At 69.2% G+C, this 26,286-nt stretch carries 27 protein-coding genes; 11 read left to right on the top strand and 16 right to left on the bottom strand.

The window, feature by feature from the left end; translation table 11 throughout:
- Positions 1-147: 147 nt before the first annotated feature.
- From AB0I73_RS31140 to AB0I73_RS31120, 5 genes are all read left to right on the top strand, one after another.
- Positions 148-426 carry a glutaredoxin family protein gene (locus tag AB0I73_RS31140; RefSeq protein WP_363042963.1) on the top strand — a complete coding sequence of 93 codons (279 nt, stop codon included), beginning with the start codon at positions 148-150 and terminating at the stop codon, positions 424-426.
- Between the two features lie 333 nt (positions 427-759).
- On the top strand, positions 760-1,560 hold the full coding sequence (locus tag AB0I73_RS31135; protein ID WP_363042961.1) for a redox-sensing transcriptional repressor Rex: 801 nt from the start codon (positions 760-762) through the stop codon (positions 1,558-1,560).
- Positions 1,557-3,338 carry a glutamyl-tRNA reductase gene (locus tag AB0I73_RS31130; protein ID WP_363042959.1) on the top strand — a complete coding sequence of 594 codons (1,782 nt, stop codon included), beginning with the start codon at positions 1,557-1,559 and terminating at the stop codon, positions 3,336-3,338. Before AB0I73_RS31135 ends, AB0I73_RS31130 begins: the two co-directional genes overlap by 4 nt.
- Entirely contained in the window at positions 3,335-4,294 is a 960-nt protein-coding gene (hemC, locus tag AB0I73_RS31125) for a hydroxymethylbilane synthase (protein WP_109377610.1), read from the top strand. The genes AB0I73_RS31130 and hemC overlap by 4 nt, the downstream gene beginning before the upstream one ends.
- The gene (locus AB0I73_RS31120; RefSeq protein ID WP_363042957.1) at positions 4,291-6,006 is read left to right on the top strand and encodes a bifunctional uroporphyrinogen-III C-methyltransferase/uroporphyrinogen-III synthase; all 1,716 of its coding nucleotides are present in this window, start codon (positions 4,291-4,293) and stop codon (positions 6,004-6,006) included. Before hemC ends, AB0I73_RS31120 begins: the two co-directional genes overlap by 4 nt.
- 143 nt (positions 6,007-6,149) lie before the next feature.
- Here the strand turns inward: AB0I73_RS31120 and AB0I73_RS31115 are convergent, their stop codons facing one another.
- From AB0I73_RS31115 to AB0I73_RS31105, 3 genes are all read right to left on the bottom strand, one after another.
- The gene (locus AB0I73_RS31115) at positions 6,150-6,755 is read right to left on the bottom strand and encodes a nucleotidyltransferase family protein (RefSeq protein WP_363042955.1); all 606 of its coding nucleotides are present in this window, start codon (positions 6,753-6,755) and stop codon (positions 6,150-6,152) included.
- A 99-nt stretch (positions 6,756-6,854) separates the two neighbouring features.
- Positions 6,855-7,058 (bottom strand): DUF397 domain-containing protein, encoded by a 204-nt coding sequence (locus AB0I73_RS31110; protein ID WP_363042953.1) that lies wholly within the window; start codon positions 7,056-7,058, stop codon positions 6,855-6,857.
- The gene (locus AB0I73_RS31105) at positions 7,055-7,894 is read right to left on the bottom strand and encodes a helix-turn-helix transcriptional regulator (protein WP_363042951.1); all 840 of its coding nucleotides are present in this window, start codon (positions 7,892-7,894) and stop codon (positions 7,055-7,057) included. The genes AB0I73_RS31110 and AB0I73_RS31105 overlap by 4 nt, the downstream gene beginning before the upstream one ends.
- A 145-nt stretch (positions 7,895-8,039) precedes the next feature.
- Between AB0I73_RS31105 and AB0I73_RS31100 the strand changes: the two genes are divergently transcribed.
- The 3 genes from AB0I73_RS31100 (at position 8,040) to AB0I73_RS31090 (ending at position 9,414) form a co-directional block, all read left to right on the top strand.
- On the top strand, positions 8,040-8,480 hold the full coding sequence (locus tag AB0I73_RS31100; RefSeq protein WP_363042983.1) for an ATP-binding protein: 441 nt from the start codon (positions 8,040-8,042) through the stop codon (positions 8,478-8,480).
- A 228-nt stretch (positions 8,481-8,708) separates the two neighbouring features.
- Positions 8,709-8,909, top strand: a complete 201-nt coding sequence (locus AB0I73_RS31095; RefSeq protein WP_363042981.1) for a helix-turn-helix transcriptional regulator — start codon at positions 8,709-8,711, stop codon at positions 8,907-8,909.
- Positions 8,902-9,414 carry a hypothetical protein gene (locus AB0I73_RS31090; RefSeq protein ID WP_363042949.1) on the top strand — a complete coding sequence of 171 codons (513 nt, stop codon included), beginning with the start codon at positions 8,902-8,904 and terminating at the stop codon, positions 9,412-9,414. The genes AB0I73_RS31095 and AB0I73_RS31090 overlap by 8 nt, the downstream gene beginning before the upstream one ends.
- A gap of 125 nt (positions 9,415-9,539) precedes the next feature.
- On the opposite strand, the gene AB0I73_RS31085 is transcribed toward AB0I73_RS31090, so the two are convergent.
- The 12 genes from AB0I73_RS31085 to AB0I73_RS31030 form a co-directional block, all read right to left on the bottom strand.
- On the bottom strand, positions 9,540-10,712 hold the full coding sequence (locus tag AB0I73_RS31085) for a CoA transferase (protein WP_363042947.1): 1,173 nt from the start codon (positions 10,710-10,712) through the stop codon (positions 9,540-9,542).
- Between the two features lie 191 nt (positions 10,713-10,903).
- A complete protein-coding gene (locus AB0I73_RS31080; RefSeq protein WP_363042945.1) occupies positions 10,904-11,914 on the bottom strand; it encodes an alcohol dehydrogenase catalytic domain-containing protein in 1,011 nt (336 codons plus the stop codon).
- Positions 11,915-12,141: 227 nt separating this feature from the next.
- Positions 12,142-12,774: a carboxymuconolactone decarboxylase family protein gene (locus tag AB0I73_RS31075; RefSeq protein ID WP_363042943.1), complete on the bottom strand. Its 633-nt coding sequence runs from the start codon at positions 12,772-12,774 to the stop codon at positions 12,142-12,144.
- On the bottom strand, positions 12,771-13,847 hold the full coding sequence (locus tag AB0I73_RS31070) for a hypothetical protein (RefSeq protein ID WP_363042941.1): 1,077 nt from the start codon (positions 13,845-13,847) through the stop codon (positions 12,771-12,773). Before AB0I73_RS31070 ends, AB0I73_RS31075 begins: the two co-directional genes overlap by 4 nt.
- A 29-nt stretch (positions 13,848-13,876) precedes the next feature.
- Positions 13,877-14,164 carry a hypothetical protein gene (locus tag AB0I73_RS31065; RefSeq protein ID WP_363042939.1) on the bottom strand — a complete coding sequence of 96 codons (288 nt, stop codon included), beginning with the start codon at positions 14,162-14,164 and terminating at the stop codon, positions 13,877-13,879.
- 70 nt (positions 14,165-14,234) lie between these two features.
- On the bottom strand, positions 14,235-14,951 hold the full coding sequence (locus tag AB0I73_RS31060; RefSeq protein ID WP_363042937.1) for an ABC transporter ATP-binding protein: 717 nt from the start codon (positions 14,949-14,951) through the stop codon (positions 14,235-14,237).
- Complete coding sequence (locus AB0I73_RS31055) at positions 14,938-15,729, bottom strand: ABC transporter ATP-binding protein (protein ID WP_363042935.1); 792 nt, start codon at positions 15,727-15,729, stop codon at positions 14,938-14,940. The genes AB0I73_RS31060 and AB0I73_RS31055 overlap by 14 nt, the downstream gene beginning before the upstream one ends.
- 1 nt (position 15,730) lies before the next feature.
- On the bottom strand, positions 15,731-16,702 hold the full coding sequence (locus tag AB0I73_RS31050; RefSeq protein WP_363042933.1) for a branched-chain amino acid ABC transporter permease: 972 nt from the start codon (positions 16,700-16,702) through the stop codon (positions 15,731-15,733).
- A complete protein-coding gene (locus tag AB0I73_RS31045) occupies positions 16,695-17,606 on the bottom strand; it encodes a branched-chain amino acid ABC transporter permease (protein ID WP_363042931.1) in 912 nt (303 codons plus the stop codon). Before AB0I73_RS31045 ends, AB0I73_RS31050 begins: the two co-directional genes overlap by 8 nt.
- Positions 17,603-18,796, bottom strand: coding sequence for an ABC transporter substrate-binding protein (locus AB0I73_RS31040; RefSeq protein WP_363042929.1), 1,194 nt, complete (start codon positions 18,794-18,796; stop codon positions 17,603-17,605). The genes AB0I73_RS31045 and AB0I73_RS31040 overlap by 4 nt, the downstream gene beginning before the upstream one ends.
- 62 nt (positions 18,797-18,858) lie before the next feature.
- Entirely contained in the window at positions 18,859-19,749 is an 891-nt protein-coding gene (locus AB0I73_RS31035) for an NAD(P)-dependent oxidoreductase (protein ID WP_363042927.1), read from the bottom strand.
- A 285-nt stretch (positions 19,750-20,034) separates the two neighbouring features.
- On the bottom strand, positions 20,035-21,396 hold the full coding sequence (locus AB0I73_RS31030; protein ID WP_363042925.1) for an LLM class flavin-dependent oxidoreductase: 1,362 nt from the start codon (positions 21,394-21,396) through the stop codon (positions 20,035-20,037).
- 830 nt (positions 21,397-22,226) lie between these two features.
- Between AB0I73_RS31030 and AB0I73_RS31025 the strand changes: the two genes are divergently transcribed.
- Together AB0I73_RS31025 and AB0I73_RS31020 are read left to right on the top strand one after the other, a co-directional pair.
- Positions 22,227-22,748 carry a flavin reductase family protein gene (locus AB0I73_RS31025; RefSeq protein ID WP_363042923.1) on the top strand — a complete coding sequence of 174 codons (522 nt, stop codon included), beginning with the start codon at positions 22,227-22,229 and terminating at the stop codon, positions 22,746-22,748.
- Positions 22,749-22,814: 66 nt separating this feature from the next.
- Positions 22,815-24,077: a thiolase family protein gene (locus AB0I73_RS31020; RefSeq protein WP_363042921.1), complete on the top strand. Its 1,263-nt coding sequence runs from the start codon at positions 22,815-22,817 to the stop codon at positions 24,075-24,077.
- An 87-nt stretch (positions 24,078-24,164) separates the two neighbouring features.
- Here the strand turns inward: AB0I73_RS31020 and AB0I73_RS31015 are convergent, their stop codons facing one another.
- Positions 24,165-24,899 (bottom strand): IclR family transcriptional regulator, encoded by a 735-nt coding sequence (locus AB0I73_RS31015; protein ID WP_363042919.1) that lies wholly within the window; start codon positions 24,897-24,899, stop codon positions 24,165-24,167.
- Between the two features lie 145 nt (positions 24,900-25,044).
- Between AB0I73_RS31015 and AB0I73_RS31010 the strand changes: the two genes are divergently transcribed.
- Positions 25,045-25,878: a sugar phosphate isomerase/epimerase family protein gene (locus AB0I73_RS31010; RefSeq protein WP_363042917.1), complete on the top strand. Its 834-nt coding sequence runs from the start codon at positions 25,045-25,047 to the stop codon at positions 25,876-25,878.
- The last annotated feature ends 408 nt before the right edge of the window (positions 25,879-26,286 follow it).

Below are 26,286 nucleotides of genomic sequence, written 5' to 3'. Positions count from 1 at the left end.
GTGCACGCTCCCGGCAAGCAGCCGACGGTCCCTCCCGTCGGGCGGGGCCGGTCCGGCGCGCGACCCGGTCCGGGGCACAGGCCCGGGCACAGCACTGAGCGTCACAGTGGCCGCAGAGGGGTTCCCCTGTGGCGCCGCAGGGCGAGAATGGCTGACATGAGTCCGCTCTTTCGCCGTGAAGCCCCGCAGGATCGTCTCGTCACCCTCATCCGCAAGCCCGGCTGTCACCTGTGCGACGACGCGCAGGCCGTGGTGGAGAAGGTGTGCGGTGACCTCGGGGTCGCGTGGGAGGGCAAGGACATCACCGAGGACCCGGAACTGCACGAGCGGTACTGGGAGCAGATCCCCGTCGTTCTCGTCGACGGCCGCCAGCACACGTTCTGGCGCGTCGACGAAGGCCGCCTCCGCAAAGCCCTGACCGGCTGACCGGCCGACCGGGTGGGTGCTCAGGACCACTGATCCATAACTGACCAATCAGTCCAAAGTGGCGGAAAAGTCGCTTAGAATCGATGGCGGCTTGGTCTCGGGGGCGGGATGCACAGAGGAGAGTGTGCTGTTTTGCCCTCAGAACAAAGGGAGCGATGGTGCTCGTGCACCGGTTCCGCACGGCTGCGCCGGGGGTGCGTGACCCCGGTCACGTTGGGTGGGCAAATCGGACACCATCTTTGTGCACGCGTTCACAAAGGCATAGCCTGCATTCGACGGGGCGGTCCGGGGACGTATGACCGCCTGCAGCCCCGCTCTACCCGCAGGAGCACCGTGGCAACTGGCCGATCTCACCGACCGGCGACCCGTAGCCGAGGGATTCCCGAGGCCACCGTCGCCAGGCTTCCGCTGTACCTCCGCGCCCTCACCGCGCTCTCCGAGCGCTCGGTACCCACCGTCTCCTCGGAGGAGCTGGCGGCGGCCGCGGGCGTCAATTCCGCGAAGCTTCGTAAGGACTTCTCCTACCTGGGTTCCTACGGGACCCGGGGCGTGGGCTACGACGTCGAGTATCTCGTGTACCAGATCTCGCGTGAACTCGGCCTCACCCAGGACTGGCCGGTTGTGATCGTCGGTATCGGTAACCTCGGTGCCGCGCTCGCCAACTACGGCGGGTTCGCCTCCCGCGGGTTCCGGGTCGCCGCGCTCATAGACGCCGATCCCACGATGGCCGGAAAGCCCGTCGCCGGCATCCCGGTGCAGCACACCGACCAGCTCGAGGAGATCATCCAGGGCGAGGGTGTGTCGATCGGCGTGATCGCGACCCCCGCCGGTGCCGCGCAGCAGGTCTGCGACCGGCTGGTGGCCGCCGGTGTCACCTCCATCCTGAACTTCGCGCCGACCGTGCTGTCCGTCCCGGACGGTGTCGACGTGCGCAAGGTGGACCTCTCCATCGAGCTGCAGATCCTCGCCTTCCACGAGCAGCGCAAGGCCGGCGAGGTGGCCGCCGGGACCGTCGTCCCGCCTGTCGGCTCCCGCCCGGAGCCCGTCGCCGCGCGCCAGGCGTCCGCCGGTGGACAGGAGTCCGCCGCGGACCAGGGGCCTGACGGGGACGTACCCGCGGTGATGCCGACATGAGTCTTCTCGTCGTCGGGCTGAGCCACCGCAGCGCGCCGGTCAGCGTGCTGGACCGGGCTTCGCTGAGCGTGGAAGCGCAGGTCAAGCTGTTGCAGGACACGGTCGCCGCCGAACCGGCCAGTGAGGCCGCGGTGCTCGCCACCTGCAACCGCATCGAGCTGTACGCCGACGTGGACAAGTTCCACGCCGGTGTCGCCGAGCTGTCCACGCTGCTGGCCCAGCACAGCGGGGTCGGCCTGGAGGAGCTCACGCCCTATCTCTACGTGCACTACGAGGACCGCGCCGTCCACCACATGTTCTCGGTGGCCTGCGGACTGGACTCGATGGTGGTGGGCGAGGGGCAGGTCCTCGGCCAGATCAAGGACGCCCTGGCGCGTGCGCAGGAACTGCACACCGCCGGGCGGCTGATGAACGACGTGTTCCAGCAGTCGCTCCGGGTCGGCAAGCGCGCCCACACGGAGACCGACATCGACCGCGCCGGACAGTCCCTGGTCACCTTCGGCCTGGAGCAGCTGGCCGCCGGCTCGCCCGTCGACAGCTGGGCGCGGGGCAAGAAGGCACTGGTCATCGGTGCCGGATCGATGTCCTCGCTGGCCGCGGCCACGCTCGCGCGGGCCGGTGTCGCCGAGATCGTGATCGCCAACCGCACCGCCGACCGCGCCGAGCGCCTCGTGCAGATCCTCACCGAGGCCGAGGACACGCAGGTACTGGCCCGCGCGATACCGATGGGATCGGTGGCGGATGAACTGACACGTGCAGACGTCGTCGTCTCCTGCACCGGTGCGACCGGCCTCGTCCTCACCGCCGACGCGATCGCCGCCGGTGTCGAGGGCCGCGTCGGACAGCAGCCGGAGACGGTACGCACCGGGGCCGTCGGAGCCGCGGAGGCATCGGCGCACGATGCGCGCAAGGCGCCGGCCGCGCGGCCGACGCCCCTGCCCCCCGCCCCCGTGGCCGCCACCAGCACCGACGAGGACTGCCCGCTGGACCTGGCCTCCGTACCGCCCGGTTTCTCCGTGATGGGCGAGGCGGCCGTCGCCGGTATGGACGCGGCGACGCTGGAGCAGCACGCGGCGTGGGCCGTGAGCGGCACCGTCGACCGCCGCCAGGGCGGCCGGCGCGGTGCCGAGGTGGACACCGAACTGATCGGCGCGCTGGCCGCGACCGCGGCGAGCGCCGGCCGGATCCCCGAGCGGCGCCGTCCGGAGCCGGTGGCCGAGCCGCCGCGCCCGGAGCCCGTGCTCTTCCTGCTGGACCTCGCGATGCCGCGCGACATCGACGCGGCCACGCACCGCATCCCCGGGGTGCGGCTGGTCGACATCGAAGCGCTCGCGGAGGCGTCGGCGGACGCTCCGATGGCTGCCGACGTGGACCAGGTCCGGCGTATCGTTTCCGACGAGGTCGCGGCATTCGGGGCGGCCCAGCGGGCCGCGCACATCACGCCGACCGTGGTCGCCCTGCGCACCATGGCCGCGGACGTGGTGGCCGGTGAGATGGCCCGCCTGGAAGGGCGGCTGCCCGGCCTGGACGACAAGCACCGCGCGGAGATCACCCAGACCGTGCGGCGGGTGGTCGACAAGCTGCTGCACTCGCCGACCGTGCGGGTCAAGCAGCTCGCGGCCGAACCCGGCGGCGCCGGGTACGCGGACGCGCTGCGCACCCTGTTCGACCTCGACCCGGAGACGGTGGCCTCCGTCTCCCGCGCCGGGGAAAGCACCGAGAAGAACGCGAAGGCCGCGCAGAACGCGGCCGACGCAGAAAACCGAGGGCCGGCATGACTGAGAAGGCACTGAGGCTCGGGACCAGGCGGAGCAAGCTCGCCATGTCCCAGTCCGGGCAGGTGGCGGATGCCGTGAGCCAGGTGACCGGACGGCCTGTCGAGCTCGTTCCGATCACCACGTACGGCGACACGTCACGCGAGCACCTCTCGCAGATCGGCGGCACGGGCGTCTTCGTGGCCGCGCTGCGCGAGGCACTGGTGCGCGGCGAGGTGGACTTCGCGGTGCACTCGCTGAAGGACCTGCCGACCGCACCGCACGACGAGCTGGTCCTGGCCGCCGTACCGGAGCGCGAGGACCCGCGGGACGTGATCATCGCGCGTGACGCGCTCAAGTTCACCGACCTGCCGCGCGGCGCCCGCATCGGCACCGGTTCGGCGCGTCGCATGGCCCAGCTGAACGCGTACGCACGCGGCCACGGCATGGAGATCACGACCGTGCCGATCCGCGGCAACGTCGACACCCGGATCGGGTACGTCAAGAGCGGTGAGCTGGACGCCGTCGTGCTGGCCGCCGCCGGGATGAACCGGGTCGGGCGCAGCGACGAGGTGACCGACTTCCTGTCGGTCGACACGATTTTGCCCGCTCCCGGCCAGGGGGCCCTGGCGGTCGAGTGCACCGTGCGCAACACGGAGCTGACCGCCGCGCTCGCCGAACTCGACGACCCGTTCACCCGGGCCGCCGTGACGGCGGAGCGGTCACTGCTCGCCGCCCTGGAGGCCGGCTGCACCGCTCCCGTGGGGGCGTTGGCCGACCTTTTGGCGGACGGGCCGATTGTCAAGGAAATGCGCCTGCGGGGCGTCGTCGGCACGACCGATGGCACCACGCTGGTGCAGCTGTCCACCACCGGTCCCGTGCCCGAGACGCATGAGGCGGCGATGGCGCTCGGTCGCGAACTCGCCACCGAGATGCTGGCGCAGGGCGCGGCCGGTCTGATGGGGGAGCGAGCACATTGAGCCCCACCACCCTTCCACCCCCTCCGGAACACGGGCACGTCACCTTCCTCGGTGCCGGACCCGGGGATCCGGGACTGCTGACTCTGCGCGCCGTGGAGGCGCTGGCGAACGCGGACGTCCTCGTCGCCGAGCACGATGTGCTCGACGTCGTACGCCGGCACGCCAGGCAGGGCGTTGCCGAAGTGCCGACGGACACGGACGCGGCGGGTTCCTCCGCGCCGTCCGCTCCGGGCACAGGCACGCCTCAGCTGAAGGTCGTTGACGGTACGTCAACAACCGTCGGCGCACCCGCGGTGCGGGATGCCGCACATCTTGTCATGGAGGCCGCGCGGGGCGGCAGGCGGGTCGTGCGTGCGGTGTCCGGTGATCCCGGCCTCGACGCGTACGCCGCCGAGGAGATGCTGGCGTGCGTGGCGGCCGGGGTGACCTTCGAGGTCGTCCCCGGCATCGCGGCCGCGGTCGGCGTGCCCGCGTACGCCGGTGTGCCGCTGCGGGACGCCGAGGGCGCGGACGTGCGGTTCGTGGACGCGCGTACCGCGTCGGACCGGTGCTGGACCGAGGTCGGGGCGTCGGACGGCACGGTGGTCGTCTCCACCACGCTCGACTCGGTGGCCGCCGCGGCGGGCGAACTGGTGTCCGCCGGTCGCAAGCCCGACACCCCCCTGACGGTGACCGTCGCCGGTACGACGACCCGGCAGCGGACCTGGACGGCGACGCTCGGCACGGTCGCGCAGACGCTGAAGCAGGCGAAGGTGCTGCCGTCGCCCGACGGCGGCCGGCCGGTGATAGCCGTGGTCGGTGAGCGTTCCGCCCCCGCCCAGCGCGACCGGCTCGCGTGGTTCGAGTCCAAGCCGATGTTCGGCTGGAAGGTGCTCGTGCCGCGTACCAGGGAGCAGGCGGCGTCGCTCTCCGACCAGCTGAGGTCCTACGGCGCGGTGCCGCACGAGGTGCCGACCATCGCCGTCGAGCCCCCGCGCACCCCGCAGCAGATGGAGCGCGCGGTCAAGGGCCTGGTGACGGGTCGCTACGAGTGGATCGCCTTCACCTCGGTCAACGCGGTCAAGGCGGTGCGGGAGAAGTTCGAGGAGTACGGCCTCGACGCCCGTGCCTTCGCCGGGATCAAGGTCGCCGCGGTCGGCGACCAGACCGCCAAGGCGCTGATCGACTTCGGCGTGCGGCCGGACCTGGTTCCGAGCGGTGAGCAGTCGGCCCGCGGGCTCGTGGAGGACTGGCCGCCGTACGACCCGGTCTTCGACCCGATCGACCGGGTGTTCCTGCCGCGCGCGGACATCGCCACCGAGACGCTGGTGGCGGGTCTCATCGAGCTGGGCTGGGAGGTCGACGACGTCACGGCGTACCGGACCGTGCGCGCCTCGCCGCCGCCCGCGGAGACGCGGGAGGCGATCAAGGGCGGCGGCTTCGACGCGGTGATGTTCACGTCGTCGTCGACGGTCCGGAACCTGGTCGGCATCGCAGGCAAGCCGCACAACGTGACGGTCATCGCCTGCATCGGTCCGGCGACGGCGAAGACGGCCGAGGAGCACGGGCTGCGTGTCGACGTCATGGCCCCGGAGCCGTCGGTGCACAAGCTGGCGGAGGCCCTGGCCGACTTCGGCGCGCGCCGCCGGCTGGCGGCGATCGAGGCGGGCGACCCGGTCACCCGCCCGAGCGAACGGCGCCCGGGGGCGCGGAGACGCCGGTCGACGACGTGAGGTCGTGCGACGGCGTCAGGTAGGACGCGTGAGGTGGTGGCGGGGCGCGCCGTGGGCTGCGCACCGCCACCGCGCGTTGGTGCCGGGCCCGGCCGCCGGTCGCACGGCGGTGGGACATGCCGAGCGCGGTTCTGCCCACGGGCTCAGTCCGAGGGCCACTCCAGTACGGTCAGGTCGGGCCACTGCCGACGCCAGCGTGCCGCCTTGGCCTCGTACACGGCACGCGGCGCGAGCACCGGATTGGGGCGCACGACGAGTCGGAACACGTCGGAGAGTCCGTGCGGCGCGTAGACGCGCCACCGGCCACCGGGCTCCAGCCGCACGCCCAGGCAGCAGGTGGTCGCGGCGAAGCTGTCGATCGCTGCTTCGGTCGACATGTGCGGGGGACACGGGACGCCGAACTTCCGCTCGTACCAGAGGTGGACGCGGGCCTCGTTGCGGATCTCGACCTCGGCCTCGGTCGGCAGGTCGGCGAAGGCCTGCGCCGCCGCGCTGATCACAGCGTCCTCCGCCTCCCACGACAGGTCGCGGTCGTCGAAGTAGAAGACGTCGTAGTCCTTGATCCCCTCGGTGGGAGGCCTGCCCGTGACGACGTTCCACACGGTCTGGAAGAGACAGCCCGCTGTCAGGTACCAGCCGGGCAGATCCAGTGCCGCGGTCCGGTCGAGCACCTCCAGCAGGGTCTCGTTGCGGGACAGCGTGGTTTTCAGGGCAGCGAGTTGCTCGTCCAAGGGAAGGCGACCGATCACCGCACATGCCTACCACGACGAAAGCGTGGACACTTTCCGGGGAAGTGTCCACGCTTTCGGGAGCGGGTGCCACGCGGGCGGCCGGTCGGCTCGTGCGCGTCAGCCCTCCGAGGCGTACGGCAGGAAGGTCGCCCAGGTGGTGGGGGTGAGGGCGAGGCGGGGGCCGTGGGGGTCCTTGGAGTCGCGGACAAGGATCTGGTCGGGAGCGGCTGCCACCTCGACGCAGTCGGGGCCGTCGGCCGTGCTGTAGCTGCTCTTTATCCACGCCACCTTGCCGTCAGTTCCAGAAGCCTTGAGCGTCATGTCTTTGTCTCTCCCAGTACTTTCTCGATGAAGGCCAGCGAATCCTGTGGGCTGAGAGCCTGGGCGCGGAGGACGCCGTAGCGGATGCCAAGGACCGTCGTTTCTTTGGGGTCAGTCATCACTCGGCTGCTGAGGGGTGCTTCGCTGAACGCGATTGTGGCTCCATCCCTGAGTTTGAGCAGGCGGAACGAACCATCGGTTCCGGAGTTTTCCTCGCGGTCGAGAAGCAGGACTTGGAGGTCCACGTTGCGCCACTGAGCCACCTCCAACAGCCGTTCGATCTGCTGCCGCAACACCATCCTGCCCCCGATCGGCCTGCGAAGCGTTGACTCACACTGGACAAAGCTGAAGACGCGCCGTCCAGTCGTGAGATCAAGGATCTCCTGGCGTGCCAAGCGCGCCGCAACCTGCTGTTCCACCTCGTCCTCGGTGAACCCCGGCCGACGTGCGTTGAAGATTGCCCGCGCGTACTCCGTGGTCTGCAACAACCCATGAACGACCGAGTTGTTGTAGGCCCCCAGCTCGACGGCTTCCGCCTCCAACTTCTTCAAGTCCCGCACCTTCTTGGGGTACCGGACCTCCGCCACGTCCTGCTTGAGCGCCGCGATCTTCCCGCCTGCCCTCAGTACCTCGTCCGCCGAGTCCAGGTACTCCGGCCGGGGAATCCGTCGCCCCCGTTCCACCGACGAGACCAGCTCCTCCCCGTACCCGATCGCCGCTCCGAACTCCGCCTGGGTGAGGCCGGCCGCTTCCCGCCACAGCTTCAACTGCCGTACGACCGTCCGCATCACGGCTCCGGCCTCTTCGTCGTCCTGTCCCGCTTCCCACTCGTTCATGTCCGCCGCCCTCCCGCCGTGCGCCCTTCCCCGGACCAACTCCGGCCGTCCGCACCTGGTCGCCCCGGGCAACCCGGACAGAACCGGACACCTCACGGACAGCCGCTGGTCGCACGGGCCGTCCACCTTCACACGGTACGCACATGTGAACGCGCTGGGTGATGTGAATCAGGGAATCGCCGCATCGAGCGCCTCGCGCCACCAGTTCTCCGTACCGCTGTCCGCCACCCGTCGGGGTGCCCGTCTCGCCCGGCTGCTCGCCACGGAGCAACTGCGCTCCTGGGGACTGCCGTTGGATCCGGCTCGGCTGATCATCGCCGAACTCGCAGCGAACGCCGTCGTGCACGGCCGCGTCCCGGGCCGGAGCTTCCGGCTCGGTCTCACCTTCACCGCACGCGGGGTGTTGAGCATCGAGGTGACCGACGCCAGGGGCGAGAGTCTGCCCACGCGCCGGAACGCTCCCTTGGAACCCGCCGAGTCCGGCTACGGGCTGCTCCTGGTCGAGGAGTTGGCCGACCGCTGGGGTGTGCGCGGCGGCCCGGCGCCGGTCAAGACGGTGTGGGCGGAGCTGGACCTCGCCCGGTGACGGCCGCTCGGCCGCCCGTGGGAAGAGCTCTGCCAGGGCGGTGCGCCATGGACACGGGTTCCAGGTCCGGCCCGGCCCCGTCACCTGCGGTTCCGTGACGGTATCCGACTGCGCGCCCGCCCCGGTCCGCCCTCAAGGCCTGTCTTGTATATACGACATCGTGTCGGGTATACATGACGCATGGCCGCGATTCGAAGCGCCCGCGAGCCGCGGCGCGTGAACACGCGCATGAAGCTCAAGCGGCTGGCACTCGGCATGACCCAAGCCGACCTGGCCGGACAGGTCGGGGTCACACGGCAGACGATCTCCATGATCGAGGCGGGTGCTCACAACCCGACCCTCAGCTTGTGTGTCGCCATCTGCCGAGCACTGGAGACCGATCTCAACTCCCTGTTCTGGGAAGAAGGAGCGCACGGGCACCATGGATGAGCGTCAGCACCTCAAGGCGGGCAGATCAGCCCTCGTCGCCCTGGGTGCCGTCATGTTCGCGGCCCTCGGGGTGCTCGTCTGGGAGTACATCCAGACCAAGGAGGTGACGAACACCGCGGCGATCCTGGTCCTCGTCGGTGGCGCGGGGGTGTTCGCGCTGGTGCAGCGCGTGCTGGGCGCCGAGGCCCCCCGGTCCCTCATGGGGGTCGAGCTTCCCACCGGCGCGGACGCCCCCAGCCGTCGTCAGAGGCGGCGCGCCTACCTGCGCGGGGCGCTCCTGTTCGCCGCGGTTCTCACCGGCCTCAGCCTGGCCGGCCTCGCGCTCGGGGGCACGCAGGAGCTGACCTCCGGCCTCCCCTTCGCGGTCCAGGGCACGCTCGGGCTGGTGGCTCTCCTCGGCGCCGAGTTCCTGGCACTGTTCGCGGTTTCCTATGCGGTCGACTGGGCGCTGGGAGAGTGGAGTTCGAAGGCCGTCGAGCGGCAGTACGCGCGTCTGGACGGCTGACGCCGGGCCCGTCGCCCATGTCGTCGCCGAGCCGAGAAGCGGCCCGGCGACGACGTGCGCGGCGCCGGCGAGGATGTCCACGGCAGCGCAACGCGTGGCCGTCGGCGCTCGACGACCGTCTGCCTCTACCTGATCACGCCATCGGCACGCAGCTCGGCGAGCTCCGCCTCGGAGAGCGCGAGACACTCCGTCAGGACCTCGTCGGAGTGCTGGCCCAGGGCGGGTCCCGCCCAACGCACCGACCCCGGCGTCGTTTCGAGCTTCGGGACCACGTTCGGCATGAGCACGTCGGCGCCCGTGACGTCAGGTACGGACACCAGGTTTTGCCGGGCCGCGATGTGTTCGTCCGCGATGATGTCCGACGCGCTGTAGACCGGCCCGGCGACGATGTCCCGCTCCCGCAGGAGCCGTAGCGCCTCCTCCCGCGGTCGCTTGGCCACCCAGTCTCGCAGGGCGGCGGCCATCTCGGCGGTCGTGCCGGAGGACGGGCCGATCACATCCTCGTCGGTGAGCAGTCGGCGGATGGCGTCCAACGCCTTGGTCGTCGCCGCGGAAACCACGATGTCGGAGTCGTCGGCGGTGGCGCAGATGTCGGTCAGGAACGCGTCCTCGAAGGGGAACTGGTTCCCCTTGCGGTGCGCCTCCCAGCCGAGCATCTGCTTCAGCGGCACCTGCCACTCGATCATCCGCAGCAGTGACTCGTAGAGGGCCAGATCGATGAGCTGGCCCTTGCCGGAACGGTCCCGTTCCTGCAACGCGACCATGACTCCGAAGGCGCCCATCAGCCCGGTCGTGGCATCTCCGAGGGAGTACCCGGGATGGACGGCCGGGGCATCGGCCTGGCCGGTGAGGTGGGTGGCCCCGCTGAATGCTTCGGCGATCTTGCCGAAGCCCGGACGCTCGCTGTAGGGGCCGCCGGACCCGAAGCCGGAGATGCTGAGCATCACCAGGCGCGGATTGAGCCGGCTCAGGTCGGACCAGCCCAGCCCGGACCGGTCCAGTACACCGGGACGGAAGTTCTCGATCAACACGTCGGCCGTGCGGAGCAGGTCCTGCACGAGGGACAGCCCCTCCGGCTTCTTGAAGTCGATGCAGACCGAGCGCTTGTTGCGGCCGGTGACCCGCCACCACACGCTGTTCTCGCCGAGTTTCGGACCCATGTCCCGCAGGCTGTCGCCCTGACGCGGGTGCTCGATCTTGATGACGTCCGCGCCGAAGTCGCCCAGCAGCGCCCCTCCGAACGGTCCGGCCAGCGCATGACCGAGCTCGACAACCCTCAACCCCTGCAGCGGCCCCATGAGGACCTCCATTCACTCTCATGTAATGAGAATTGGTATTATTAAATGATACTTACGGTCGTCCTCCCCGGCAACCGCGCCGCATCCTGCTCAACAGCGGCGGTGCCGACAGGGAGTGGGTTGGGCGGGAAACCCGGCATGAAGCGCTGGAGGGGGTGACCCGCCGGAAAGCGCCGGTCGGTCCCTGTCTGTCACAGGTGACCGGCCGAGATTCCCCGGCAGTCGACGAGAACCTTCATGATCTCGCCGCGCTTCATGCGCTCGAGGGCCTCGGCCATCCCCGCCGGCTCGACGACGTCGGCGACCAAGGGGGCCAGTTCCTGCTGATGGGCGTTCAGGAGTTCGATCGCCGTCCGCATGTCCTCGGCGGTGCAGGCGCGCGTACCCACCACGTTCAGTTCCCGCATGACGACATCGCGGACGTTCAAGCCCGTCACATCGGGATAGAGCGCGACCAGAACTATCGAGCCGCCGGACCTGACGTGGTCGGTCAGCCGGGGGGCGACCGACTCCGCACCCGCGGCATCGAACACCGCGTCATGGAGGGACTGGCTGCTCTGCTGCGCGACGTCCCCGATGCCGGGCAAGCGGTCCACGGCCCTGAATCCGAACTCCGCAGCGAACCGGCGGCGGCGCTCGGCGGTTTCGACGACGGTCACGTCCGCGCCCGCCAGGGCCCGGGCCGCGAATGCGATGAGGACGCCGATCGGACCGCCCCCGACGACCAGGGCAGTGCCGCCCTCCGGCAGGGCGGCTCGCCGTACCGCGCGTACGGCGACCGCGAGCACCTCGGCCAAGGCGGCGACCTGCAGGGGCAGGTCATCGGGCAGCGGATGTACGGCATGCGCGCGCACGCCGACCTCTTCGGTGAGACCGCCGTGGCGGTGCGCACCGATCACCACGAGCGAGGCACAGAGCTGCTCGAGGCCGGCGCGGCAGACCTCGCAGGACCCGCATCCTTCAACCGGATCCACTGCGACCGGGCGGCCGGCGTGCTCACCGTCCAGCGCGATCCCGACGATCTCATGACCCAGTGCGAGGGGATGCTCCACACCGGGCAGCAACTGCTCCTGGAAGTGGATGTCGCTGCCGCAGAGCCCCACGAACACCGGAGCGACACGTACCACGTCGCCGGACGGAGTCTGCTGCTCGACTTGTCGATACTCGAACGATCCGTCCGCCTGCAATACGTAACCGATCATCGCTGCCTTCCCTCACTCGATGAGAATGGGCGTGGGTGAATCACGCTGGACCTGCCCCCGCGAACCATCGACGTCGTATCGGAAGCAGTCAGCGCACGGGGGAGAAGAACCGGTACGACGACCGGTGGGAACCTCACGGGACAGGCGGAGGGGGCCGCCCCGCGGAGGGAGCCGCCCCGCCGACGGCGTCCGTCCCTCCGGGACGCCCGACGGCGGGAGCCGGCCCGTCAGTCCTGACGACCCGATATCTCTTCGGGCCGGCCGTCCTCCAGCCACCTGCTGAACTCGGCCGCGATGTCCGCCTCCAGCTGTACGCCGAAGACGTTGAGCAGGTCGCCGATCATGCGGTACTGCCCGATGAGCGCGACGAGCTCGACCAGGCTGGCTTCGTCGTACCGCTCGCTCAACCCGGCCCAGACATCGTCGCTGAGGTAACCGGAGGCGAGGAATTCGTCGGTCGCCTGCACCAGCAGGCTCTCGTGCTCCCCGAGCTGCCCGTCACCCGACACCACGGCACGGATCGTCGACTCGTCCAAGCCCGCCTCGACGGCGATCGGCAGGTGCTGTCCCATCTCGTACCGGCATCGCACCGTCGTCGCCACCCGCAGCACGATCACCTCCCGGTCGTACGCCGAGACCTGGTTGAAGCGCATGAACGTGCCGAGGTAGGCGTTGAGACGCTTCAACAGCGTGGGGTGCCAGGCGAACGTACGGAAGATGTTGCGCACCGTGCCGTCCGGCAGCGTCGGTGTCTTCCCGAGCGCCTCCGCCTGCTCCGGCGTGTTCCCGGCGGCCGGGGCCAGCCGCAGCGGGAAGCACGGCCAACCCTCACCAGCAGCCTGACGGGCGTCGACGCTCATCCGTCCACCTCCGGGATGTAGCACGTACCGTGGGTGCCGCCCAGCGGCACCCCCACGTTGTTCTCCAGGTCGGTCACCCGGACCATCCGTTCCAGATCGATGACGTTGATCGTGCCGCTCTTCAGGTTCGTGACGTAGGCGGTGCGACCGTCGGGCGAGCAGCGCATCGTGAACGGCAGTTCGTCGGTCTGCACGGCTCCGCGGCGCTTCATCGTGGCGCCGTCGACCACGTGGACGTAGCCGGGTACCGGCGCGGGGTCGGGGTCGGCGGGATCGGGGAAGTGCCACTCGGTCACCAGCACGTCCCCGGACGAGGTCACCCGGACCGTGCTGATGATCTCGTCGAAGTCCAGCGTGCCGACCACCTGGTCCGTCGCGGTGTCGATCTTGATCAGCCGGGGCGTGAAGTCACCGGGCTCAGGCGGCTTCCGGTTGAGCGCGCCCTGAGCGACGTTGACCTCGACGTTCAACAGCGGAGTGACGACGTACACGAAGCGCCCGTCAGGGGAGTAGTCGATCTCCTCGGCGCCGCCGGGGCAGGAGATGGCCTTGATCTCCCGGCGTTCCACCAGGTCCACGACGGTGATCCGCCCGGCCTCCTTGTGCGAGACGTACACCTTGCGGCCGTCGGGTGCCAGGGCGAGCCAGTGCGCGTTGCGCGCGCTGAGCGGAATGGCCCCGACCACCTTGCGGGTCTTGGCGTCGACGATGACGATGCCGTTGCCCGACTCGTTCTGCTCGACACCCGCGTAGATCAGATCCCGGTGCGGGTCATACTCGATGTCGTGCGGCGACTGGTAGGGCGAAAGGTCGATGACGTCGACGACCTCCCGCCGGTCGGCGTCGATCACGCTGATTTCGTACGCGGGCGGCTGGCCCTCGCCGTAGCCGCCGCGCCGGTAGGTGTGCGCGAGATACATCAGCCGGCGGTTGGGGTCCCAGGCGATCTCGTGGGGTTGCTCCACCAGCCCCTCGACCCGGCCGATCCGCCGGTAACCCGGAACCTCGTAGAAATCGATGTGCAGGCCGGTCACGCTGGCGACGGCCAGAACCGGCCCGGTGCTCCTGCTCATGTCCCTCTCCATTACTCCTGACCTGCCCGTCACTCGCCGACCAGCCATGCGGCCCGTGGATCCGCCAGCCCGGCCCGGAACTGGTGGAGCTCGAATCTGACGTAGCCCGCGACGGCGAACGGGTCCTTCCCGAGAAGGTCACGCAGCGCTTCGGCGTCATCGCCGTAGGCGATCATGACCGCTCCGCCGCCTTCCCGGGGACCCGAGCACAGGAACCGGCCCGCCTCGATCTGCCGGGTCATGAATTCCCGGTGCTCGAGATAGACCGGGTCCTCCCGGCTCCACTCGCGCACGTACTCCCCGATCACTACAAACACAACGTGCTCCTCACCTTTTCCGAGACATCGGTCCGACAGCTGTACCGGCCCTGCCGGTACAGGGGCCGCCCTACGCGACCCCGCCCGCCAGGTAGGCGTCCGTGAGCTGGGGATCCTTGGCCAACTCGCGGGCGTCTCCTTCCAGGGTCAGCTCGCCCCGCTGCATCACGTATCCGCGATCGGCGAAGCCCAGCGCGAAGTCGGCGTTCTGCTCGGTGACCACCACGGCGCGATCGGCGCTCTTGGACGCGATGAGCGCGTTGGAGATCTCCTCCAGCACGACCGGAGCCAGCCCCAGCGACGGCTCGTCGAGCAGCAACACCCGCGGTTCGGCGATCAGGGCCCGGCCGATGACCACCATCTGCTGCTCGCCGCCGGAGAGTGTGCCGACGTCCTGCCGGCGACGCTGACCGAGCTTGGGGAACAGCTCCTCGATCGCGGCCAGCCGGGAAGGCCAACGGCGACGCCCGCCCCCCGTCCCGAACCAGCCGAGGCGCAGATGTTCCTCGACGGAGAGCTCGGGCCAGATCTGCCGGCCCTCCGCGACCAGGGCCACCCCTTCCCCTACACGCCTGCGGACCGGCAGCCGGGTGATGTCCACCCCGTCGAGGCGGATCTCCCCCTGGCGCGGCGACAGGTACCCGCCGAGCGCGTTCATCAGTGTGGACTTGCCGGCGCCGTTGGCGCCCACGATGGAGACGATCTCCTGTCCGTCACAGGAGAAGCTGAGGCCGTTCACCGCTGTGACGGCGCCGTAACCGACTTCGAGATCCTCACAGATGAGCATTGGCCAGTCCCGTCGTTCCCTTTGTGCCCAGATAAGCGGCGACGACTTCCGGGTTGGCGGCCACCTCACGCGGTGCGCCGGTGAACAGGTTCGCGCCGAAGTTCATCACCAGGATGCGGTGGGCGATGCTCATCACCATCCGCATGTTGTGCTCCACGAAACAGACGGAGATCCCGCGCGCCGCCGCTTTCCGGAGAACCTCCGAGAGCCGGTCGACCTCCTCGCCGGACAGGCCGGCCGCAGGCTCGTCCAGCAGAATCACCTTCGGGCTCGTGGCCAGCGCCCGCGCGACATCCACCATTCGCTGGAGACCGAGCGGCAGCTCGGTCGGCACACGGTCGGCGTACGGCAGCAGGTCCAGCTGATCGAGGACCGCCGTGGCGGCCTCGGCCGCGCGTGAGCGCCAGCCGCGTGAGCGCGGCAGCCGCAGCATGGAGGACACGAAGCCGGGCAGTTCGATCGCGCAGTACCCGAGCATGACGTTCTCGAGAACGGTCATGTCCGGGAAGACCACCGGGGTCTGCAGCGTCCGTGCGAGGCCGAGCCGCGCGTTGACCCACGGCTTGGATTTCGTGACGTCCCGGTCGAGGATGCGGATGGACCCGCTGTCCACGACATCGAGTCCGCTGATCATGTTGAGCAGCGTCGTCTTGCCCGCGCCGTTCGGCCCGATGACCGCGAAGATCTCCGCCTGCTCGACGTGGAAGCCGACCCCGGCCAGCGCCTGGACACCGCCGTAGGCCTTGGTCAGCTCGCGGACCTCTAGGACATGATTCATGTCAGATCGCCTCCGTTCTGGTGCGCCGGGCGGCGAGCCGCCGCAGCACGCGGCGCGGATTCAGCCCCGCGATGCCCTTCGGCATGAACATGAGAATCACCATGAACGCGACGGCGTACAGGATCTCCTGGCCCTGCGGGGACTGCGGCATCAACTGCGGCATCACGGTGACGAAAGCGGCTCCGGCGAGCGCCCCCCACGGTGACCTCATGCCGCCGATGACCACCATGAGCAGGAAAGCGATCGACTCGGGCACCGCGAAGCTCTCCGGCACCACCACCGCCATGTACTGGGTCAGCAGGAAGCCCGCCACCGCGGCGAAGCACGCCGAGAGCACGAAGGCCTTCACCTTCAGCCGCGGCACCGGGACACCGACGAGGCCGGCGGCCCGCGGGTTGTGGCTGAGGGCGGAGAACATCGCCCCGGTCGGCGACTTGACGAGGCCTTCGGCGAGCAGGAACAGGATGATCGCCAGAACCACCGCCACGTAGTAGAAGTGCTGGGGATCGATCAGGTCGTAGCCGAAGAAGGACAGCGCGGGGATGCCGGAGAGCCCGAACCCTCCCCCGGTCATGCTGTCCCAGTTGCTGACCAGGACGATGAAGAGCACGTTGAACGCGGCGGTCGCCATGGCCAGGTAGAGGCCTTGCAGGCGCAGCACCGGGACACCGATCAGCACGGCGACGATCCCCGCGAGCAGCAGCCCGACCGGCAGACCCAGCCAGGGGGACAGCTCGTACCGGATGGTGAGCAGGGCCGGGGCGTAGCTGCCGATGCCGACGAAGGCCGCCTGCGCCAGCGAGATCTGGCCCGCGTAGCCGAACAGGATCATCATCCCCAGCGCCGCCGCGTAGTGGATGACGATGAGCACGATGATGTCCATCCAGACCGGGTCGTGCAGCCACAACGGGACGGTCAGGGCCGGTATCAGGGCCAGCAGGGGAAGCGTGCGGGAGGTCAGTGACTTAGGCACGGGACACCAGCTTTCCGAGGATCCCTTGCGGACGGAGCGCGAAGACCAGCAGCAGCACGATCATCGGTGCCGCGTCCCGGAAGTCGGCGGCGATGAACGCCGCGCTCAGCGACTGCATGACGCCGAGCAGGAGGCCGCCCAGGACGGCGCCCAGCATGCTCCCCATCCCGCCCAGGATCGCCGCCGCGAACCCGCTGAGGGTGAACAGGAAGCCCGCCGCGTAGCTCACGCCGGTGAGCGGCGTGACGAGCAGCCCGGCGAGCGCGCCGAGCGCTCCGGCGACGACCCAGGAGGTGAGCGCGACCCGGTCCACCGAGACTCCGACACCCATGGCCGCGTGCTTGTTCATCGCGGTGGCGCGCACCGCGATGCCGGCGTTGGTCTTCTTGAAGAAGAGGTGGAGGACCAGTACGGCGAGCGTGGTGACGCCGACGATCCACAGTTGCTGCCGGCTCACCACCAGCCAGCCGATCTCGACCGGACCGCCGGCGGTGGTGGGTTGCACCGGCAGCGGGTCGACGCCCCAGATGAAGGACGAGATGGCCACGATCAGGATCGAGACACCCAGGGTGACCGCGTCCCGCCCGATGACGCCCTCGCCGCGCGAGTGACGCAACAGGCCGAACTGCACGAACGCCGCCATCGCGGCGACTGCGAGCACTGCCAGGCCGACGGAGGGCAGCAGGGACCAGGACAGCGTCACGGTGGCCGTGTAGAAGACGAACCCGCCAAGGATCAGGAAGTCGCCCTGGGCGAAGTTGATCACGCCGGTGGCACTGAAGACCAGGTTGAAGCCGATGGCCACGAGGGCGAAGATGCAGCCCATCACGACCCCTGAGACCACGACCTGTGTCATGAGTTCCGGGGAAGGGGCGGCGGCGAGCGTCGCTTGCATGCTGCTCATTCGCATGTCGGCTGCTCCGTGGAGCGCTTGAGCGTCCCGCCGACGTTCTCGATGAAGATCAGGTCGGACAGGCTCATGCCGGCGTGGGCGAAGATGTCCGACGGCTCCTTCATCGTCTCGAAGTCGTAGTGGGCGACGACGCCCTGGAACTTGAGCTCCTCGAGCGCCTTGACCAGCTTCGGCCCGTCCTTCTGCGACGCACCCGGCACCTTCTTCAGAGCCTCGGCGGTCAGCAGGACCGAGTCGTAGCCGTAGGCCGCGAAGTCGTCGGCCCGGTGGTCGGGGAACTTCGCCTGGAACCGCTGGACGAACTGCTCCTGGTGGGAGGCAGGGTCCTCGGCGGTGATGTGGCCGACGGTGATGTTTCCGTGCCCGGCTTCACCCGCCAGCTGCTGCACGGTGTGCTGCCCGTTGGAGATGAAACCGATCGTCGGGGCCTCGACGCCCACCTCCTTGGCGGTCTTGAGTGACGCTCCGCCGATGGCACCGACCATGAAGTTCAAGACGACGTCGGGCTGGGCCTCGTCCACCCGCTTCCAGGCGACCGAGGTGTCCGTGGTCGTGTCGGGCGACACCGACTGGGTCTCGACCACCTTGATGCCCGCCTTGTCCGCGAAGGTCTCCGCCGCGTCGGCGAGCAGTGTGCCGGTGGCCTCCCGGGTGTGCACGATGGCGATGCGCCGGGCGTCGTGGACCTGTTCCGCGTAGCAGAAGGCCGCCTGGGCCCACAGGGCCACGTCGCCGGCGGTGCCGAAGTACGTCTCCGGAAGCGACCGGTTGGGCAGCTTCTCGGCGAAGTTGGGCCCGATCTGTGAGATGTGGAGGACCTTCTCGCGTCCGGTCACCGCCACGGTCTGGGGCACGGTGTTCCCCGTGCCGGGGCCGAGGACGGCGACGGCGCCGTCGGCTATGAGGCGCCGTGTGTTGGCCACCGCCCGGGTCGGGTCCGAGGCGTCGTCGAGGACCTGTAGCTTGATCTTGCGGCCGTTGACACCGCCGTTCTTGTTGACCTCGTCGACCGCCGTCTGCGCGCCGCGGACGGCGGGTTCGCCGATGGCGGCGAAGGCGCCGGTGGTGGAGGTGCTCATCCCGATCATGATGTCGCCGCTCTCGGGCGAGGCGCCGGCGCAGCCGGCGAGGAGAGTCGACGTGGCGAGGATGGCAAGCGTTGAGGTGCGGACCCTACTCATAGGAATCCTCTCTGTTCGTCTCTTTCGGCGTGTATGCGCGCCGGTGTTCCGGGCTCGCGCGGTCACTGCGGAGGGAGGTTCCCGTCGAGCATTTCGACGATGGTGGCGGGGTCCGTCCCGTCCCACCCCTTCCCCATGGCGTCGACGTGGGTCTGGTACGCGGCGGCGAAGAGCGGGACCGCCCGCCGTTGACGTCGTGCCATTTCCGCGATCAGGGGACCGTCCTTGTCGACGATCAGGTCGTACATGGTCCCCTTCGGGTAGTCGCGGTCGACCATCATCCGGCCCCGGATCTCGAAGATCCGTGACGAGCCGGCGCTGCCGACGATCGCGTCGTAGGCCGCCTTGCGGCTCATCCCCGCCTTGGCGGCGAGGCTCATGGCCTCCGCTGTGGCGGCGTCATGACAGATCACCAGGTGGTTGATGACCAGCTTCGCGATGGCCGCGTTACCGAAGTCGCCGAGGTCGACGTAGTCCTCGGCGAGCGCGGACAGGGCCACGTCGACCTGGGGGTGCGTGGTGTCCCGGCCACTGATGTAGAACGTGGCGGTGCCGGCGAGGAGCATGTTGGGGTGGCCGCTGACGGCGCAGTCCAGCATCCGCCAGCCGGACCGTACGAGGGCGTCCCTCGCCCGTGACTTCTCCTCCGGCGAGAGGGTGTTGGTATCGACCACCCAGCCCGGTTCGGGCCGGTCCACCGTCGCGATCGCGTCCACCACTTCGCGTACGGCTGCCACCGTGGCCAGCGAGGTGATGACGATGCCGCAGTGGCGGGCGACCTCGGCGGCCGAGTCGGCCGGCAGGCCGCCGAGTTCTGCGTGTCGGAGCATTGCCTCCGGTGAGGTGTCGAAGCCGACGACGGTGTGGCCGGACCGGACGAGACGTTCGACGAACGCCGATCCCATGGCGCCGAGGCCGATCACGCCGACCGCGGCAGCACCTTTTTCGGGCACGGGGCACCCCATTCGTTGAGAATCGAGATCACTTGCTGACGCGGAACGAGCGCGGGCGTCGGCGAGGTGTACGAAAGTGTGGGGGGGCGGGCCGTCGCCTCACCGGCGTGAGGCGGTGCTGGCACCCTGACGGGCGGCGTTCGTCCGTCAAGGCGCGGCGTCATGGGGGGCGACCCCTGCTCCAGCGAAGCCGAAGTCTTGGTGGAGCGTGCGCTGTTGGTCTCCCTGCTCGAAGAGCCCGGGGGAGTGCCGGGCGTCGCGACGGGGCGAACGTCGCCTGTCGGGCTAGGCGCTGCGGCGGTACTTCGCGGCCGGGTGCTCCGCCGGCAGGTACGGTCCGCTGCCGAAGAGCTTCTCGCGGAAGGTGCCGGGGCGGTACTCGGTCTTGAACCGCCCGCGCTTCTGCAGCTCGGGGATGACCAGGTCGACGAACAGTTCGATCGACTCGTGGTTGACGACGCGGGCGAAGTTGAAGCCGTCCAGGTCGGTCTCGTCCATCCAGCTGATCAGCTCGTCCGCGATCTGCTGCGGGGAGCCGATCAGGGCGATGTTGGTGCCGTTCAGCGCCCGCGCTTCGAGAGCCTGCCGCAGCGTCCACTGGTTGTGCTTGGTGATGGCTTCCATCACCGAGCGGTTGGCGTCGTTCTCCTCGAACTTGATGGGCTCGTCCAGCGGGTACTTGGACAGGTCGACACCCATGGCGCCGGACATGAGCGCAAGCAACCCCTCGACGCTGGCGTAGCGCTTGTAGTCGTTGTAGCGGGCCTGGGCCAGTGCCTCGGTCTCGTCGACGAAGATGGAGATGCCGGCGAAGAACTTGAGGGCCTGGGGGTCGCGGCCCTGCTCCACGGCGAGCTTGCGGAACTTGGCGATGTTGTCCCGGACGACCTCCTTGGAGATGCCGTTGAGGTAGACGCCTTCGGCGTGGGTGGCCGCGAACAGTCGGCCCCGGTCGGAGCTGCCGGCCTGGAACAGGACCGGGACGCGCTGCGGGGACGTCTCCACGGCGTGGATCGCCTTGAACCGGTAGTGCTTGCCCTGGTGCTCGACCGGCTGGATCAGGCTCGGCTCGGCGTAGATCGCCTTTTCCTTGTCCCGGACCACCGCGCCTTCCGCCCAGGACTCCTCCCAGAGCCGGTAGACGCCGGTGGCGAAGTCGTCGGCGATCTCGTAACGGAGGTCGTGCTGGATCAGCCCGTCCTTGCCCATGGCCTCGGCACCGCTGCGCAGGTAGCCGGTGACCATGTTCCAGCCGAACCGCCCGCCGGTCAGGTGATCGAGGGTCGAGAACCGGCGCGCGAAGCTGTACGGCTGCTCGTAGGTGCAACTGCCGGTGGCGGTGAAGCAGAGGTTCTTCGTGGCGTACGCCATGGCAGAGATGATCACCGAGGGATCGAGGCTCGGTCCCTGGGAGCCGTTGCGCAGCGCCCCGTCGGCGCGTCCCTGGTACACGTCCGGGATGCCGTACACGTCGGCCAGGAAGAAGTTGTCGAAGAGGCCGCGCTCCAGCAGCTTGGCGTACTCCACCCAGTAGTCGACCGTGGTGTAGCCGACGGAACGGTCCCGCGGGTGCGTCCACAGCCCGAATGCCTGGAAGCTCGGATTGCACTGCTCCAGCATGTTGAGCCTGATCTCTTTCGACATCATTCCTCCAGCGCGTCGACCACTAGCGGGTTTGAGCTACCCGTTATCCCGATGCCGTTCATTTGGTGATAGTGATCACCACTGCATGAGATTGGCAAGATTGGAGCACGGCGCCCTGTGGGTGTCAACGGAGCTGAACGGGCGGCTTGGAGCGGAGTTTTGGCTCTTGCCTGCATCGTGAGCCGAGCGTACGTTGTCTGTCACTGGCTGGTCGTCGTTATCGACAGGCGATAGTTGCTCCTGCTCGACCTCTGGACCGGAGGAACGCCCCGTGAGGATGAAACTGCTGGTCGGCAGCGCTGGAGCCGGCTCGAGGACGCTGCATCTCGGCCAGGATGTGGTGACAGAGCTCGCCCCTCGCTACGGCTGTTCCTCATGGACTGATCGATCTGGCGCACCGCGCCGGTGCCATGTTCGGCCCACGGGGATCTGCGGTCGACGAACCGGTGCGGACGGTGTGCGACAGCGGCCTGCCGGTGATCGCGGGCCCGACCTGCACGGGGCCGTACACCGGCCTGCCCGAGGTCTTCCTCTACCGCTTCCCACCCGACGCGCTCCACGGGGTCACGGCCCTGCCGGTCATGACCGCGGATTCACCGTCGCACACCCTGGCGGTCGAGTTCACGCTCCGCCCGCTCCTGATCGAGCCGGGGCGTCGTGCCCGACCCGGGACCCGCGGTCCTGACGGACGGCGACCCGGGCTCTCGGACGGTGGTGGACGGATGGGTCAGTCACCGCCTCGCAGGCGCCGCCATGCCGTCCTGCCCTCTCACAACCAGCGGGGTCATGGCCGCGGTTCTGCGGCGGGACCCCACCAACTCATGAGGTGAAACATGACCACACTCGGGCAGGAAACGTTCCTGGACTCGCGGATCGACCCGTCGGCGCTGCGCCGGACATACGGCTGTTTCCCCTCCGGGGTCACCGCCGTGTGTGCCCTCGAGGAGGGGACACCGGTCGGGATGGCCGCCAGTTCCTTCACGTCGGTGTCGATCGAGCCCGCGCTGGTCTCCGTCTGTATCGGGCACAACTCCTCCACTTGGCCCAGACTCAGGAACCTGTCGCGCATCGGTGTCTCGGTGCTCGGCGAGTGCCACGGCCATGCGGCCCGCCAGCTGGCCGCGCAGACGACCGACCGGTTTGCGGACCTCCGCTACACCACCACACCCGAGGGGGCACTGCTCCTCCACGAGGCCACCGCGTGGCTGGACTGCTCTCTCTACGCAGAACTGCCCGCCGGTGACCACGTGATCGCACTCCTGGAGATACACGGGCACCTGGCCGTACCGGACACCGAACCGCTGGTCTTCCACAACAGCCGGTTCCGGCAGCTCACCGCCGACTCCAGCCGCTGAGATGTTCCGCCGACGCGATCGGCGGGACGAAACATCCGGTCAACCGTGACAAGGAAGCAGCCAAGCGTGAACGACGTATATCTCATCGGGGCGCACTCCACCGCCTTCGGCCGGTACGGCCACCTGTCCTTCCGTGACCTGACCCGTCAGGCATGTGAAGGAGTCCTCCGCGACGCGGGCGGTGCCGGCGTCGGTGCATCGGTGGGCAGTGTCTGGTTCGGCAACGCGATGATGAGCTACTGGGGTCAGCACTGCACTCGCGGTCATTTCTGCCTCGTCCCGCTGATCCAGGAGGGCCTGCTGCCCGCGGGGGTTCCTCTCCTCAATGTCGAAGGCGCCTGCGCCACCGGGTCGATGGCCTTCCAAGGCGCGGTCAAGGACATCGCATCGGGCGAACACGACCTCGCGCTGGCCGTCGGGGTGGAGAAGCTGTACCGGCCGGGCGCCCCGAAGCAGGAGATGTTCGACATGTTCCGGGCCGCCGAGAACGCCCTCGACCCGCACGAGACCCTGGACGAATACCACTCACTGATGGCGGGTCTGGGCCGGTCCTTCGAGACCGGGCCCGGCAGGACCATGTTCATGGACACCTACGCCGCTCAGGCGGTTTACCACATGGAGCGGTTCGGGACCACCCAGCGGCAGCTCGCCGCCGTCGCGGCCAAGAACCACGCCTTCGCCGTGCACAACGAGCGGGCCCAGTACCGGTTCGAGATGTCCGTCGAGGAGGTGCTCGCGGACCGGCCCGTCACCTATCCGCTGACCCGCTCGATGTGCGCACCGATCGGTGACGGGGCGGCCGCCGTACTGGTCTGCTCGGCGGACTACCTTGCCTCACAGCCCGAGGCCGTCCGGCAGCGGGCGGTGCGGGTGGCGGCGACCACCCTGACCAGCGGCCACTACCGCAAACCTGACGAGCCCAGCCTCACCCGGCTGGCCGCGTCACGCGCGTACGCCCGGGCCGGGATCACCCCGGGCGACATCGACGTGGCCGAGGTGCACGACGCCACCGCCTTCGGCGAGATCTACCAGGCGGAAATGCTCGGATTCTGCGAGATCGGGGAGGGCGGGAAGTTCGTCGAGGCGGGCGAGACCGACCTCGGTGGGTCCGTCCCCGTCAATACCTCCGGTGGTCTGCTGGCGAAGGGCCATCCGGTGGCCGCGAGCGGGCTTTCGATGCTGACCGAGGTGACGGTCCAGCTCCGCGGAGAGGCGGGGCCGCGCCAGGTGACCGGGGCGACCCGAGGCCTGATCGAGAACGGTGGAGGGATCATGGGGCTGGAGGAGGCTGCCTGCGCCGTCACGATCCTGGAGAGGCTCGACGCGTGACCCACTCACCGGCGAGCGGGGACGGAACGGCCGTTCCCTCCCCGCTCGCCATGTCGCGTCGGCCGGGTCGGCGGCGCCGCGGTCCTGCTATGCCCGGGCGGCCGGGTTCCCGGAGACGAGCTTCGCGATCTCGCCGGCCACCTCGAGAGCCAGCGGGGAGTACCGTTCGGCGAGCTCCGGGGTGAACCACAACAGTGGGCCGGAGACCGTCAGCGCCGCCACCGTCTTGCCTCGCCGGACCACGGCTGCGGAGAGTGCGTTGACGCCGAGTTCGTCGTTGCAGGCGACGACGTAGCCGGTACGACGGATGGCCTCCAGTCGCTCGAGCAACTGCGGCCGGTCCTTCTTCGGCAACCCCAGCGAGTCCGCGAGGTCCAGCACCTCGCTGTCGGGCTTGCCGGCGAGGATCACCTCGCCGCCGGAGGTGCCGAACAGTGCCTGGACCGAGCCGGGGGTGACCACCCGGCGCAACTCGCGCTCGCTCTCCACCGACGCGACGCACACCCGCTGCATCCCGCGCGGGACGTGCAGTGAAACTGTCTCGTGGGTGGCGTTGCGCAGCCGGGTGAGCAACGGCAGCGACATCGTGGCGAGGTCGGCCTCGGAACCACCCGTGGCGGCGAGGTCGAAGATCCGCCAGCCGATCACGTACTTGTTGGTCTCGGTCGTTCGCGCGATGAAGCCTTCGGCGGCGAGCTGACGGACCAGCCGGGCGACCGTGGAGAACGGCAGGTCCATCCGCTGAGCGATCTCGGTCGGCGTGATCGGACCGTATTCAGCGACGATATCCAGTATCGACGCCAAGCGGTTCAGTGCCTGCATCGTCTCCTCTATCACGGTCGAACGGCCTGGCTGTCGCGGGTGGTTGGTCCGACACAGCGTACGGATAAACCTGGTCCCGCGCAGACCGACAGCCTATATTCTGCTCTCACAGAGCAATAACAACTCTCAGTGTAGGAGATCCCTGGTGCGCTTCTCGCTCTCGACGCTGAACTGGATGTCCTTCCCCGAACCGCCCCGGATCGATCGCGCGATCCAGCCCTGCACCGCAGCTTCGCTGGAGGACGTGCTCACCGCGGCGCGCGACGCGGGTTTCGACACGGTCGGTCTGGACACCCTCGGCCTGGGTGCACGGATCGAGAGTGACGGGCGGTTGCGGGAGGTGGCCGCGTTGCTGGCCGACCTCGGCCTGGGCTGCAGCGACGTCGGTGTGCTGCGGGTCGGGCAGACGGACGGCCTGGCCGCGGCCCGGACTCTCGCCCGCACCGCCGGAGTCGTCGGGGCGACGGTCTGCGGGACCGTCGTCGACGCCCCCCTCGGCAGTGGCGTCGTGACCTCCCTCAAACGGTGCGCCGAGGTGCTCGCCGATTCCGGCGTACGAATGGCATTCGAGTTCATGGCCTACGCTCCGCTCGGCACCCTCGAGCGGGCGATCTCGGTCTGCGACGAGGTGGGCTGGGACCGCTGCGGGCTGCTGCTCGACAGCTGGCACCTGTTCCACAGTGACCGCCCCTGGGATCTGATCGCCACCCTGACCGCCGACCAGATCGCTCTTGTCCAGGTCAGCGACGGCAAGGCGGATATAGGGGGCGAGGAGGACTTCTTTGTCGAGAGCCGGTGGGGCCGTGTGCCTCCGGGAGAGGGAAGCTGCGATCTCCCAGCCTTGCTCGCGGCGATCGCGGCGACCGGCTACGACGGCTTCGTCAGCCCCGAGGTGCTCTCCCTCGGCGCCCGCTACTCCGATCCGAGTGAGTGCGCCCGGGAGCTCATGCGCACACTCCGCGCGAGCATCCCGCACTGATCGTGCCCCGGTGCGGTCGCCTGTGAGGTGTGGTTCCGGAGTTCGTGATCGGTGTGGTGAGGGTGCCTGAGCCGGGGTGGTGGGGGTTTTCTGATGACTGAGCGAGCGCTTCCCGGCAACCGGGGGCGACGGTGACGGGGCGTCTGGTTGTTCGGGGCTGGTGTCGGCCTTGCGGTCGGGCAGGACGTCGACGCGCGCACGCGTCTTTGCACCGGGAGCACGGTGGCGCAGCGTCGGTGCAGGGCGGAGCCGCCCCATGGCGGATCGAACAAGGGAACTGAGTACCCGTACTGCCGGGTACTCAGTTCCCCGCCTGGGGTTGTCCGGCCCGGGCGCCCTCAAGGTGCTGGACGATCTGCCACATGGGGGTGCTGCTGCGGGTGACCAGGACGACGGTGTCGCCGGTGT

The sequence above is a fragment of the Streptomyces sp. NPDC050388 genome (assembly GCF_040655635.1).
Classification (GTDB): Bacteria; Actinomycetota; Actinomycetes; order Streptomycetales; family Streptomycetaceae; genus Streptomyces.
Note: the sequence above shows the minus strand (reverse complement) of the source record. Positions and strands in the feature narration are given on the sequence as shown.